We start from the raw sequence: 14,008 nt of genomic DNA on the forward strand, positions 1-14,008 counted from the left end.
AGCTATCAGCTATCAGTTATCAGTTATCAGTTATCAGCTATCAGCTATCAGCCATAAGCTATAGCGTTTATTGCATTTATGAGGTACGCTTTTGAGCCTCAAAGTCCCCCTTTATAAGGGGGATTTAGGGGGATCCCTTTGTACCTGATGGGAGAGAGAATTGCTATATCAGCCAAAGGCCAACGACTGACCGCTGACACCTGTTCCCATAGCGCATATGCTTACAAAAAACTTGTATAGCACTACGCATTCAGATTAAGACATTTGTAAACTCCGAAACTTAGTCATAGCTTACTTCTGACTTCTGACTTCTGACTTGCGGACTTGCGCGTAGGGCTATACTATCATGTCGGAATAATTACCCTTCATAAAAATCTCCCCATCTCCCCATCTCCCTATCTCCCCAGCCTAATTATAGGTATTCCACCAGACTTGATATAAGCTATTTTGAAGGCGTTTATAGCAATCTACTATGGCAACCATTAACGATAACTACCTCAAACTCAAAGCTGGCTACCTATTTCCCGAAATTGCGCGACGGGTCAATACTTTCGCAGAAGCCAATCCTGATGCTAAGCTAATCAAGCTGGGGATTGGTGATGTTACCGAACCACTACCAGCAGCCTGCCGCACCGCTATAATCAAAGCTGTTGAAGAAATGGGCGATCGCGCCACCTTCAAAGGTTATGGTCCAGAGCAAGGCTACCCTTGGTTAAGGGAAAAAATTGCTACCCACGATTTCCAAAGCCGGGGGTGTGAGATTGAAGCTGGAGAAATTTTCATCTCCGATGGCTCCAAGTGCGACACCGGTAACATTCTCGACATCTTTGGGAAAGATAACAAGATTGCCGTTACTGACCCAGTTTATCCTGTCTATGTAGACACCAACGTCATGGCTGGTCATACGGGGGATGCTGATGATAGCGGTAAATATGAGGGTTTGGTTTATCTACCGATTACCGCCGAGAACAACTTCACCGCAGAGATTCCCTCCGAGAAGGTTGATTTAATTTACCTGTGCTTCCCCAATAACCCTACCGGAGCAACCGCTAGCAAAGACTACCTCAAAACTTGGGTAGACTATGCCAAAGCTAATGGCTCGGTCATTTTCTTTGATGCAGCCTACGAAGCCTTTATCACTGATCCAGACCTACCCCACTCCATCTACGAGATTGACGGAGCAAGGGATTGTGCCATTGAATTCCGCTCTTTTTCCAAGAATGCGGGCTTTACCGGCACCCGCTGTGCATTAACAGTAGTACCCAAGACCCTAACAGCCAAAGCATCCGATGGTTCAGATGTGGAACTGTGGCCACTTTGGAACCGCCGCCATTGTACTAAGTTTAATGGGGTTTCCTATATTGTACAACGAGGCGCTGAAGCCGTTTATTCTGAAGAAGGCCAAGGGCAAGTTAAAGCACTAGTTAACTTCTATCTGGAAAATGCCAAAATTATTTGCGACCAACTAACAGCTGCTGGATTAACAGTATATGGTGGTGTAAATGCCCCTTACGTTTGGGTCAAAACACCTAATGGTCTATCCAGTTGGGACTTCTTTGATAAATTACTCAACACAGCCAATGTAGTCGGAACCCCTGGTTCTGGATTTGGTGCTGCCGGGGAAGGTTATTTCCGCATTTCCGCATTTAATAGTCGGGAAAATGTAGACGAAGCGATGCAGCGGATTACCGATAAATTCAAAGTTTAGTTGCGTAGGGTGCGTTAGGGGCGGGATCGAACTCATGGTATGGGTCGTCACCTTGGCAGAGCCCGCCCCGTAACGCACCACCTGGTCAAACAGCTTTAATGAGATGCGCCCGTAGGGTGTGGGGTTACCAGGTGTGTAATTTAGTAATAAATTCAATAATTTTTATCTACTATATCCTACGCTCTACACCCTATTTTAAATTATAACTTGCCCCAGTTTTCGGTAAATTAAAATTATCAAACTCCCGATTCCCGATTCCCGATTCCCGATTCCCGATTCCCGATTCCCGATTCCCTTTCTTGCAAATAAGGATAGAAATTATGTCAATTAAAGTCTACGGTATTCCCAACTGCGGCACTTGCAAAAAAGCATTTAAATGGCTGGAAGATAACAGTGTTGACTATGATTTTATCAACACAAAAGAGCATCCACCAACTGCTGATATGATTAGCAGCTGGGTAGAAGCCTTGGGCTCTAAACCCATGCGTAATACGTCTGGGAAATCCTACCGTGAAATAGGTGAAGAAAAAAAGACTTGGACCGAAGAGCAGTGGGTTGAAGCCTTTGCCAAAGATGCGATGCTGCTGAAACGACCCCTGTTTGTGAAGGATGGCACAGCGGTGTTGGTAGGGTTTAGGGCAAATGAAGAAACGATACGAGAAAAATTGGTAATATAGTATTTTTGTCGTAATTATCAATAGAATAAACCAAACTATCGAGCCCAAGGATGAGTAAAGAAACAGATATAGTTGTAATTGGCAGTGGGATTGGTGGTTTATGCTGCGCCTCTCTTCTAGCTCGCTACGGTTTTAACGTCACAGTCTGCGAGAGCCACTCAATCCCTGGTGGTGCTGCTCACGCTTTTGAGCGCAATGGATTCAAATTTGACTCCGGTCCGTCTCTTTACTCAGGTTTGTCTTACAGCCCTTCTTCCAATCCTCTGCGACAACTGCTAGATGCCATCGGTGAGGATTTATCTTGGGAAAACTACAAGACATGGGGTTGCCGTTTGCCTGAAGGTGACTTTGACACCTCCGTTGGTGCGGATCAGTTTTGTGAAGTTCTAGCCAGGCTTCGTGGTAAAGATGCTGTAACGGAATGGCGTGAGCTTCAGCGGGTGATGGAACCCCTAGCTAAGGCTGCGATCGCAATTCCCCTAGCTGCCATCCGTTTTGATCTTGGCGCAGTGGTCACCCTCAGCCGATTTGCCCCCTCTTTTCTACGATATGCTGGGGATTCTATCAAGCTCAGAGGACCCTTTAGCCAGATTATGGACGGTGTTCTCAAAGACAACTTTAGCCGTAATTGGCTGGAATTGCTTTCTTTTCTATTATCTGGACTACCAGCGGATGGAACCATTGCGGCAGAGATGGCCTTTATGTTTGCGGAATGGTATCGACCAGAAGTAGTGCTAGATTATCCGATTGGTGGTAGTGGTGCCCTAGTTGATGCCCTAGTGCGGGGATTGGAAAAACATGGCGGTCAGTTGATAGTTAATGCTCATGTTGAAGAAGTGATAGTGGAGCACAACCGTGCCGTAGGTGTGCGTCTGCGGGGCAGCAAAGAAATCCGAGCCCGTAAAGCAGTGGTATCTAATATCTCAGTATGGGATACCCTCAAACTACTGCCAGATTCAGCAATACCAAAATCCTATCGAGCCAAGAGAAACGCGACCCCTGAGTGTGACAGCTTCATGCATCTCCACTTAGGCATTGATGCTGAAGGACTAGAAAAAGACCTAGCCTGCCACTACATTATCGTTAATGACTGGGAAAAGGGTGTTACCGCTCCCCAGAATATAGTAGTGCTATCGATTCCATCCCTTCTAGACCCATCCCTAGCACCACCAGGAAAACACGTGATTCACGTTTACACTCCAGGTAACGAACCCTATGAACTCTGGCAAGGCATGAGTCGTAACAGTGAAGCCTATGCACAACAAAAGCAGGTGCGTGCAGAAATCATGTGGAAAGGATTGGAGCGGATCATTCCAGACATTCGTTCCCGTTGTGAGGTCACTCTAGTCGGTACACCGCTCACCCACGAACGCTTTCTGCGCCGCCACCGAGGTTCCTACGGTCCAGCCATTCGAGCAGGAGTTGGCATCTTTCCAGGTCCTGGCACACCCCTACCTGGACTAATGTGTTGTGGAGACTCAACCTTTCCCGGTATTGGCTTACCAGCCGTTGCCGCCAGCGGGATGATTACTGCCAATACCCTTGTACCGGTTTCAAAGCATTTGGAAATGCTGAAAACGATTGGGTTGTGACCTAGATTGGGCAACTATCGTCAGCCGTCAGCCGTCAGCCGTCAGCCGTCAGTGGTCAGCCGTCAGTGGTCAGCCGTCAGCCGTCAGCAGACTTAACTCAGATTAAACCAATGCTTACCTCTTTTATTAAAAAGCACCTCAAGTAGCGTGCGCATTAGCTGATAGCTGATAGCTGATAACTGATAGCTGATAGCTGATAGCTGATAGCTGATAGCTTACCTATAACTAAGGATCACCAACTAGCAAAAAAGCAGCCCAATAATAGGGATGGGTAAAGCTTTGTTTTCCAAATCCTGACAATTCTGAGGATAAAGCAATTTTCTTGCCAGAGCTATATAAGTGATCATTCTCGATCCGGACATTGCCTCGAATCATTGCCAACTGTGCCTGTCGCAAGGCTTCAGTTTTACTCGGTGTCTTGTTCAACTGACGGTAAAACTCTGTAGTCAGCCCCAGAGCCCCTTGGTCACTGACAGACCAAAGGGTTGCTAGAGTGGAGTCAACCCCTGCCTGAAAGGCTGAGCCAGCAAAACCTAGCTCTGCTTCCCGATTTCCCAAAGCGGTTTGGCAAGCGCTGAGTACCAACAACTCTACCGATGGCTCAGAAAACAGATTTTCCACTTGATCGAGCCCCAGTTTTTCGTCCCACATTTGAATATAAGAATTTTCAGGAGCTCCCTGATTAAACTGAGCATGGGTAGCTAAGTGAATGATGCCAAATTTCCGTTTTTTTCGTTGAGCCTTTAAATTTTCCAGAGTGAAGCTTTCGTTGAGAAAATAGTTACCTTTCCACAGTTTGTTGATAATTGTTTGTAACTCGACTTTTACCCAAGGCAAATCCTGTTTATCAGAAAATTGGGAGGCTCCCATCGCCAGCAGTCGCAAGGATTGAACATGGGTAAACCGAGAATAGGTCAAACTAAGGCTAGGCACCAGGCTGACACTATAATTTTCCACTAGATAATTCTTTTGATCGTGGAGAGCAGCCAGGGGTAGGGAGCGCAACCCCTGATCCATGGCAAATATCAGGCTCTCGATCTTATTAGCTTTTAACTCAGCCTCCAACGGTCCGATCAGCCATTGGTAAAGTTGCTGAGCTGGTTTGAGATAATCCTTATCATCCAAGCTTCGGGGATTTATCAGTGTTCGATGAAAGGTCCTAGTCACAGCTAGGACTTCAGCACGATTTGCGTTATAGACTCGCCGCAGAATTGGATTACCGTCTGCTGTGATCAGCAACAGTTCTAGCTGGTCATCGTTTTGTTGTAAGCATTTTTCCGGTTCTAAAGGTAGATCAGAGGGTCGGTAACCAAATCTTCGGTCAATTTCGGCTGCTGGGATTGCTGGAGTTTGGCATCGAGTTCCTGGTAATGTCAGGGAGTTTTGGACAAAACTGACATAAATAACCCCAGTCTTGAGACCCTTCTCCCGCTCAAGCTCACGAATGCGATCGCGCACATCATTCTGAGTAGAAATTTTGGTCTTGAGCTGTCGCAGAAAGTATGCCTGATATTCTTCTGTGAAGGCTTTTTCTATGCCATAGACTAGGTCACTTGTAACGGTCGCCTCCAGTGTGATTGGTTGCTCTACCAATGGTGGAACCTCTGGCGGTGTTATTGATGAGTTATCCGGTGTGGGGATTTTTGAGTCTACCTGTTGTGAAACTGTTAGATCATCCGGTAGTAAAACCGTTACATTCTCTGGTGGTGTACCTGTGCCATCATCCGGTGGTGTGACTGTGCCATCATCCGGTGGTGTGACTGTGCCATCATCCGGTGGTGTGACTGTGCCATCATCCGGTGGTGTGACTGTGCCATCATCCGGTGGTAGAACTGTTACATCATCCGGTGGTGTAACTGTGCCATCATCCGGTGGTGTAACTGTGCCATCATCCGGTGGTAGAACTGTTACATCATCCGGTGGTGTGACTGTTACATCATCCGGTGGTGTGACTGTGCCATCATCCGGTGGTGTGACTGTGCCATCATCCGGTGGTGTGACTGTGCCATCATCCGGTGGTAGAACTGTTACATCATCCGGTGGTGTAACTGTGCCATCATCCGGTGGTGTGACTGTGCCATCATCCGGTGGTGTAACTGTGCCATCATCCGGTGGTGTGACTGTGCCATCATCCGGTGGTGTAACTGTGCCATCATCCGGTGGTGTGACTGTGCCATCATCCGGTGGTGTGACTGTGCCATCATCCGTTGGATCTCCCGGATTAATAGTAATCTCTCCTTCCGTACCTCTGAGAGCATCTAACCGTGAGTTAGATTCTATTTGTTCTCGTATTGCTTCTGCATCAGCTTCGCTAGTAATGTCAGGAGCGAAGACTATGATATCACCACCATTGCCACCCCTCTGAGCTTGTGTGTTGATCTCAATATTCTCAAAGTTAACATTGTTTGAATCTGGAACGTTAAAGGTTAAGTTACCAGAATCTCCACCGTTTGATGCCTCGGTGATAATTGTGAGAGTCTCACCATTTACCTCAATGCTTCCCTGTGCAGTTTCCAAGGTTACATCACCAGAATTACTACCCCCTGTTTCTGTCGTCCTGATCGTGGTAACATCCGGACGATCATTATTACGGAATATAATGTCGTCTTGAGCTGATAAGATTACGGGTCCAGCATCACCTAAGATTACAGGTGCAGCATCACTCGGATTAGAACTTGTATCGATATCACCAATAGTGATACTCCCTTCAGGTAAATTCTGTTCAAGATTAGAGAATTCTGTCCCTTCTACGGTGACTGATTGATTAGGATCAAAATTAACTGAATTACTCAATTGATCCTCACTCAAACCTGCTCGCAAAATCAGAGAGCGGCGTTGGGTCAAATTCTCAAAATCTGGATCTGAAGTGGGAATCGAGCCAGTGGTGTCTGGCTGTGTGATCTTGATATTTCCCCCCTCAATACTTCCAGTAGACTCTACTTTCAGAGAAGCTCCTGTATAATCGCCAAATTTTACATCGCCTCTAGAGATAATAATCGGGTCATAGAAGCTCAGAAAATTACCTGGTTTACCGGATAAATTCAGAATCGAGAAACTACCACCACTAGCAAAGTGAGCATCTCCGGAAATAATCCCATCACTAACTAAACTGAGATTACCCCCACTCTGAAAGGGTGTCTTGGGATGATTCAGTGCCAGAATATCAATGCCTAAATCCCCCTGAATGTAGAGGTCTCCTCCCGCTATAGCATTGAAGGAATTCTCAAGAGTATCCCTTACCACCACTTTATTCTGGGCAAGTAGGTTTAAATCTCCCGTGGTAGACAGCTGGCTTTCTACTAGAGTCAGGTTATTGTTGGCGGACAGGGTTGCAGTCTCTGCCGTTACTTCCTTTGCCGCTACATCCCCAGACTCCAAAGTGATGCCTGAATCCTGCAACGTTACAGTACCATCACCATTATCCTTGAATTCTGTGGCATGACCTACATCAGGGCCAGTTAAAAGTTCAGGCAATTGCACAGGTGTCAAGGATTGTTGGTCAGTGAGTAGGGGGTGAATTTCCAAATTCAGCAAGTGCCCCTCTTGGGTAATTTTCACTAAACTTTCCCCTGGTACAGCAGCTACCGTAATTTTTCCCTCTTGTGCTGCCAGTTCTCCAGTACTGATCACAGTGCCACCCAGTAAGGTTAGGTTATTTCCTGGTGTCACCTCTAGCTGGCCCTGATTGATAATGGCTCCTGGTGTACCTAATGTCTCGAACCTAAATACACTAGGTGTTCCAATTAAGGACAAGTAGTCGTTGTCACCAAAGGCACTAAACCAATTATTATCACCAAAGCCAATATCTGTAGCGGTGGTAGCGGTTAATGATCCTGGAATGTTCAGCTGGGCATCGGCACCAAAAATTATCCCCGCTGGATTCATTAAAAACAGGTTGGCGTTGCCCCCTGTGACTTGGATGAGACCGTTAATCACTGAAGCGTTGCCACCTGTAACCCGATTGAGAATGTTTTTGATACCGGGTTGAGACAAAAAATTAACAATTTGGTCTTGGTCTAAACCAAACTCCTGAAAGCTGTGAAATAGATTAGAGCCATCACCTGATTGAGTACCTCCGTCAATATCAAAGCGATTACCATCTTGGATAACTTCCGTGTCAGTGGTGTGATCGGCTTGAATCGGCTGTGCTATTGTCGGTATAACCCAAAGAGGTCCTGCCAACACATAGAGGACGCTCAGGGATTGACTAATTCTACTCACAGCTAATTTCATCTGGCTTATTCGTAAAATCTTTTTTATTTCGTTATCTTAATCGGTTTTAATTTTAAATTTAAATTGCTGGATAATTAACAAAATTAATCGAATCTTTGATTATATAGTTAAATTTATTGCAATCTTGATAAATTAGGTTTGGCAGTAGTTAAAAACTTCACAAAGATCTGGTCATCTTTATCAAAAAAATACAAACAAATACTAGAGTAGTGGTAAGATTACCCTTATATTTCTACCGTGAAATAAATAAGGTAAAATTTGGATTTATTCGTAGAAATTTACCAAATATTATCGTTTTCACAACTCATTTATTATTGTTATCATTAATGGCAATATCAAAAACTATGTCAGTAATCAGCTAAAGGCCTTTGGCCACGCTACGCGAACAGCAGTCAGCTTTGCTGCTAATACGTAAGCAATCAGCAATCAGCAATCAGCAATCAGCTATAATTAATCAGCAATCAGCTATCAGCTATCAGCTATCAGCGCTTTTCATAACTATGAGGTAGATAGGATTTTTTACCTATTACCTATTACCTATTACCTATTACCTATTACCTAGGCGTTGCTGATTATGCGTATGGTTTTGCCCCCCTAGCCCCCCAATTCTGGGGGGAACAAAACTATCAAAGTCCCCCAGAATTGGGGGATTTAGGGGGCTTCAATCAAACCAAATGATCGCGCATTCATTCCTTAATTCAGCAACGCCATTACCTATTACCTATTACCTTGTTTTAAGCTGACCACTGACCACTGACCGCTGACCGCTGACCACTGACCGCTGACCACTCTGGTTAATCACTTCCCAAATAGTGCCTGGAATTTTCGGTTACGCTAATAGGTGATGCGGTTTCTAGCCTAATCAGGTAAACAGCATTTTTTCCCGATTCCCGACTCCCGACTCCCGATTCCCGATTCCCGACTCCCGATTCCCAACTCCCGACTCCCGACTCCCGACTCCTATACCACGAAAAGGGATATGATGGTAAGTTAACCGAATTTGATCTGAAATGTTCGAGAGTCAAACCATTGCTGCGATCGCAACAGCAGTTGTACCCCAACAAGGGAGTATCGGTATTGTGCGACTGTCAGGAAGAGATGCGATCGCAATTGCCCGTACTTTATTCCAGGCACCGGGGCGTCAGGCTTGGGAGAGTCACCGGATTCTCTACGGCTATGTGCGTCATCCCAAAACCCAACAGCTAGTGGATGAGGCATTGCTGCTAATTATGCAAGCTCCCCGTTCCTACACTCGTGAAGATGTGGTAGAGTTCCATTGCCACGGTGGGATCATGCCTGTACAAAAAGTGTTGCAATTGTGCCTAGAACAAGGAGCGAGATTAGCACAGCCAGGAGAATTTACCCTGCGGGCATTTTTGAATGGGCGTTTGGATTTGACTCAAGCAGAAAGTGTTGCTGACTTAGTGGGGTCTCGCTCCCCAGCAGCGGTTCAAGCGGCCCTAGCTGGGTTGCAGGGCAAGCTCGCCACACCCATTCGGGAAGCTAGAGCTACTTGCCTGGATATTTTGGCAGAAATTGAGGCTCGAATTGATTTTGAGGAGGATTTACCGCCCCTTGATCAAGGCGCAATTGTAGCTCAACTTAACAATATCTTAACAGAAGTATCCCAACTATTAGCCACAGCGGATCAAGGTGAGCTATTGCGCACAGGTTTAAAAGTGGTAATCCTGGGGCGACCCAATGTCGGAAAATCCAGTTTATTGAATGCCTGGAGTCGATGCGATCGCGCTATTGTCACTGACCTTCCTGGTACCACTAGAGATGTAGTAGAATCCCAGTTAGTAGTTGGGGGAATTCCGGTACAGGTGCTCGATACAGCAGGAATTCGGGAAACGGCTGACCAAGTGGAGAAGATTGGAGTAGAGCGATCGCGTAGTGCAGCGATGGCGGCTGACTTAGTATTACTGGTGATTGAAGCAACCACTGGCTGGAGTGCAGGAGACCAGGAAATTTACCAACAGGTGCAAGAACGTCCCGTAATTCTAGTAATTAACAAAACTGACCTAGCCAGTGATAAGGCTGAATCTACCCTATCCTATCCTAATACTATAGAGCGGGTAGTGAAGACAGCTGCTGCCTACAATCAAGGGATTGATGCTCTGGAGAAGGCAATTCTTGACGCAGTAAATCGTGGCAACCTGCAAGCCGCTGATTTAGATTTAGCCATTAACCAACGACAAGCTGCTGCATTGACCCGGGCGAAAATGTCTCTTCAGCAAGTGCAAGAAACTATTGCAAAAGAGTTACCCTTAGATTTTTGGACGATAGATTTGCGTGGAGCAATTCAAGCCTTGGGAGAAATTACAGGAGAGGAAGTAACCGAATCAGTGCTTGACCGCATTTTCAGCCGTTTCTGTATTGGGAAGTAATATTAAGTTTGTTTGATTACTTGTAAGCATTCAGCCGTCAGCTATCAGCTAAAGGCCTACGGCCACGCTACTTGAGGTGCTAATGCGCTACTGTTCGCGCAGCACCTCAAGTAGCGCAATCCCTGCTAAAGGTCTGTGGCCACGCTACGGGAACAGTTTATGCCCATAGCGTACGTTACTAATGGTGCTTTTGAATAAAATAAGCTGTTCGCGTAGCGTGAGCTTTTAGCTCACGGCTGACGGCTGATAGCTGAATGCTTACGATTACTTATCTTATTACTGGGCTGCTAATGGATAGTGAATAATGGGTAATCAGCAAAAGGCAATTATCCATTATTCACTATTTTTTACCTCTTCCCTCTTACCAGCTCTGTTCGCGTTCGCGCAGCGTCTGGCTCTGCCAGTAAGCGTGGCTCACGGCCTTAGCTCCCTAAAAACCTCACCCAAATCAGAATTGCTCTAAAACTTAGAGACTATTTATAAAGTAAATCTTAAGAAATATAGAGTACTTAATAGGGGTGAGTTAAGGCAGACAGCTCTCGCTACAGGTGAGCTTTTAAAGTACTCGCCGCCTATCTCACCCTACGCAATAATTTAAGCTTTATTTAACTTTAACTAACTTTAACCTTTATTTAACAAAAAGTCTCTAAGAGACTGAATCTAGAAGCTTGTCTTAAATGCTAAAAGCTTGACTATGACTACAGCCCCCCTTAATAAGCTGTTACACACTTAACTGGCTAGCTGGCGTAGATAGTAGATGGGGAGAGGGTTTTGAGGTTTTTTTCTAATTGGAAAATAGGCAATTTAAGCGATGCAGCAAGGGAACAGGCGGTTTCCCCCATGAGCGACGGCATCAAGAAAATGCACAGCAGCTTAAGAGGGAAACTTTGAACAGATGAAAGTCCCCCGTGGCATAAATGGCAAAACCTCTGGTTGAGAAACACCCTTATATATCACGAATCCATTGTAATTACTTAATAATTAGTTGTTTTATATTTTATTATGTGTTTTTTTGTAAAAAAATGTAAACAAGTAACCAGTATTGAATTTATTTCCCCTATAGTTAATTTTTGTCAGCCTTATAAAAAAAAGGAGTTTTGATGTTAACTGCTCAGGCAATTAAAATGCCCGAATTTGATAAATCAATTACTGATTATCAGAACTTACTGGAGCAAAACAACTTTATTTATGTGGAAACTGAAGACCCCAATTTTGACTGGATCGAATTTTCAAAATTGGTCACAGGTGGTGAGTTAATCCTGCAATATGGGCAACCGATTTTCTATGTCAGATATGAACCAGAATTGATGAAATTTTCCGATGCCAGAGGTGAAAGGCGTTTGCTTCCTCATACAGAAGCCAGCGATTATCAAACCCCACCGAACTATCTAGTGCTTTGGTGCAAAAAGCCTTCTGATTGTGGTGGTGGGATGACCACGTTGGCTTATGTGGAAGGATTCCTGAAGACTCTTACGGAAGAAGAAAAGAAAAAACTCATGGAGACTCGACACCATTTTGGTGCCACCAGGGGAGTCCACGCCAACCGCACCAAGGGAGCAATTCATCCGATCCTGTCATTTGAGGGTAAGAAGCCTGTTTTCCGCTTTTCTTGTAACTATATTAAATACGGTGACTACAGCCCCGATCCAGAGAACCTAAAGCCCTTTACTCCCGAGCCGTTTTTGGGAGAAATTGCCGACCGATTTCTAGCGTATTACGAAGAAAATCACATGGCTATTCGGATGAACCAATACTCATTGTTGCTTTGGGACAACAAATGTATAGCACATTCAAGAACCACCTATAGCGATCCCACTCGAGAACTACAACGCATCTTCTTACGGAACTCCTAAGGCTGAAAGCCCCGTGTTTTTAAACCGGGGATGAAAGACCGTAGCGACTTGAGTCGCCGAGTTGACAATACCTTGGCGCTAGGGTGTAATTAAAGCAATTAAAGCATAGGGTACAGGCTGAGAAACCGCAGGCTGAGCCGGGAGAGAGACCCGTAACTTACCGACCTGAAAGTAGTAATGCCCGGAGGGCTTGAAGTTACCGTAAGTAGAGGGTCGCCTTTATAGTCGGCAGNCTTTTCAAACAGCTCCCATTCTATGTCACTTAATCCTTCAAATCTTCCTGGCATTTATCTGTTCAAGTTTTTCTGATTACTTGATTTTCAGTCTATCAAGTTTTCGGACAATAGTGGGATAGGTTCAAGGCAAATGCCGCCTTCCATAAATATTCAATTACATGGATAATATCGAGAACAATTGTTAAGTTAATCTGGTGTTTGCTCGCAAACTTCTTCAAAGCGCGATAATTGAGTTTTATTACCATCTACCAAAGCACAAAAGTGTTTTTGTTGAGTGCTTCGGCGGTGCAATACCTCGTCAAATGCTTCGCTAATAACTACTTCTGGCTGTTTAATTAAGCTTGCCCAAACACGCTTGGATTGAGGCTTGGGTCTTTTGAGTTCTTTAATATCAAGCTCCTCCCCTTCCGGATTGACAATTTGTTCAGGTGTGCGAACGAATGGGTCAATGGTATAAACCGAAGCTACTGTAGCCATTCGCTTCGAGTTTCGTTTTTCACCAAGGGTTAATCGTTTATTTAACTTCTTGCTCTTTGCCAGCGCCCTAATTCTTTTATGAGCACGTAAATCTTCCTTTAGCATCACTACACCAAGACCCTCAACAGTAATCACTACTATTTCCCCTGTTTGTGGAGATTGCTCTATATGTGATTGTTGCTGGTGGTAAAATTGGTCAAAGTCACAGGCACTATTGAAGGCTAATTCTTCCACTTGACGCTTACCAACTTTGGCTGCGGTTGTTTGGGAAATTATCTCTACTGTTTCACCAAACCCCGAACGGGCTACTTCTACTGCGACTCGCTCTGTCAGTCCGTGGGAATATTGGGATGGCGGTAGGTTTAATTCCGCATCCAATGGACTCAGGGAATTGAGCTTCCTTCCTCCATAACCAATTCGATTGACTCTTACGGTTCCAAATAAGGTGGTCAGTTTACGAGTCAACTTCTTCTTATGAGTTCTTCTGGCTTGGTCACTACCCAAACACTCACCTTCAATCTCGTCATCACTACGTCTATCAAAATAACCGCGGCAGTTGCCGTCTTAATAGTTCGTACCCGTTCTCCAGTAATTTGTTCTCTAACTCCCCATGCTCGCGCACCGCAAACCCGATCTGAACCCAACCACTCTACGATTTCTTCAAATAGCTCTCGTGCTGGTGAAAAGAAGATGTCTTCATTTGAGTACGATGCTTGCATATCTCTGAATTTAACCCCGGTTTTCCACTTATGTACAAGAAACGTCCCTTAACGGTTTTTTTGACTCAAAGCCTTACTCTGACAAGCTTGTTAGTTTTCTTATTTTAAATAATACCGTATTTC

General features: G+C 45.0%; 7 protein-coding genes and 1 pseudogene. 5 read left to right on the plus strand and 3 right to left on the minus strand.

Annotation, left to right across the window (positions count from 1 at the left end; all coding sequences use genetic code 11):
• Positions 1–472 precede the first annotated feature (472 nt).
• From F6K64_RS08330 to F6K64_RS08340, 3 genes are all read left to right on the plus strand, one after another.
• A complete protein-coding gene (locus F6K64_RS08330) occupies positions 473–1,708 on the plus strand; it encodes an LL-diaminopimelate aminotransferase (RefSeq protein WP_287265260.1) in 1,236 nt (411 codons plus the stop codon).
• A gap of 320 nt (positions 1,709–2,028) precedes the next feature.
• Entirely contained in the window at positions 2,029–2,385 is a 357-nt protein-coding gene (locus F6K64_RS08335) for a Spx/MgsR family RNA polymerase-binding regulatory protein (RefSeq protein ID WP_008179116.1), read from the plus strand.
• Positions 2,386–2,435: 50 nt separating this feature from the next.
• On the plus strand, positions 2,436–3,977 hold the full coding sequence (locus tag F6K64_RS08340) for a phytoene desaturase family protein (RefSeq protein WP_287265262.1): 1,542 nt from the start codon (positions 2,436–2,438) through the stop codon (positions 3,975–3,977).
• Between the two features lie 225 nt (positions 3,978–4,202).
• Here F6K64_RS08340 and F6K64_RS08345 read toward each other — a convergent pair whose 3' ends face one another.
• A complete protein-coding gene (locus F6K64_RS08345; RefSeq protein ID WP_161603123.1) occupies positions 4,203–8,198 on the minus strand; it encodes a CHAT domain-containing protein in 3,996 nt (1,331 codons plus the stop codon).
• Positions 8,199–9,004: 806 nt separating this feature from the next.
• Positions 9,005–9,235, minus strand: a complete 231-nt coding sequence (locus F6K64_RS08350) for a hypothetical protein (RefSeq protein WP_131826988.1) — start codon at positions 9,233–9,235, stop codon at positions 9,005–9,007.
• Here F6K64_RS08350 and mnmE point away from each other — a divergent pair.
• Both mnmE and F6K64_RS08360 read left to right on the plus strand, forming a co-directional pair.
• The gene (mnmE, locus tag F6K64_RS08355; protein ID WP_008179110.1) at positions 9,221–10,600 is read left to right on the plus strand and encodes a tRNA uridine-5-carboxymethylaminomethyl(34) synthesis GTPase MnmE; all 1,380 of its coding nucleotides are present in this window, start codon (positions 9,221–9,223) and stop codon (positions 10,598–10,600) included. The two genes, F6K64_RS08350 and mnmE, sit on opposite strands and share 15 nt — an antisense overlap.
• A gap of 1,100 nt (positions 10,601–11,700) precedes the next feature.
• Entirely contained in the window at positions 11,701–12,453 is a 753-nt protein-coding gene (locus tag F6K64_RS08360) for a TauD/TfdA family dioxygenase (protein ID WP_008179108.1), read from the plus strand.
• A gap of 361 nt (positions 12,454–12,814) precedes the next feature.
• Here the strand turns inward: F6K64_RS08360 and F6K64_RS08365 are convergent.
• Positions 12,815–13,885, minus strand: a pseudogene (locus F6K64_RS08365) (ISKra4 family transposase); the annotation flags it as partial.
• Between the last annotated feature and the right edge of the window lie 123 nt (positions 13,886–14,008).

The sequence above is a fragment of the Moorena sp. SIO3A2 genome (assembly GCF_010672265.1).
GTDB lineage: Bacteria > Cyanobacteriota > Cyanobacteriia > Cyanobacteriales > Coleofasciculaceae > Moorena > Moorena producens.

Coding starts and splice junctions, on each gene's coding strand:
- F6K64_RS08340 (WP_287265262.1), top strand. CDS start 2,436: ATGAGTAAAGAAACAGATATAGTTGTAATTGGCAGTGGGATTGGTGGT.
- F6K64_RS08335 (WP_008179116.1), top strand. CDS start 2,029: ATGTCAATTAAAGTCTACGGTATTCCCAACTGCGGCACTTGCAAAAAA.
- mnmE (WP_008179110.1), top strand. CDS start 9,221: ATGTTCGAGAGTCAAACCATTGCTGCGATCGCAACAGCAGTTGTACCC.
- F6K64_RS08330 (WP_287265260.1), top strand. CDS start 473: ATGGCAACCATTAACGATAACTACCTCAAACTCAAAGCTGGCTACCTA.
- F6K64_RS08360 (WP_008179108.1), top strand. CDS start 11,701: ATGTTAACTGCTCAGGCAATTAAAATGCCCGAATTTGATAAATCAATT.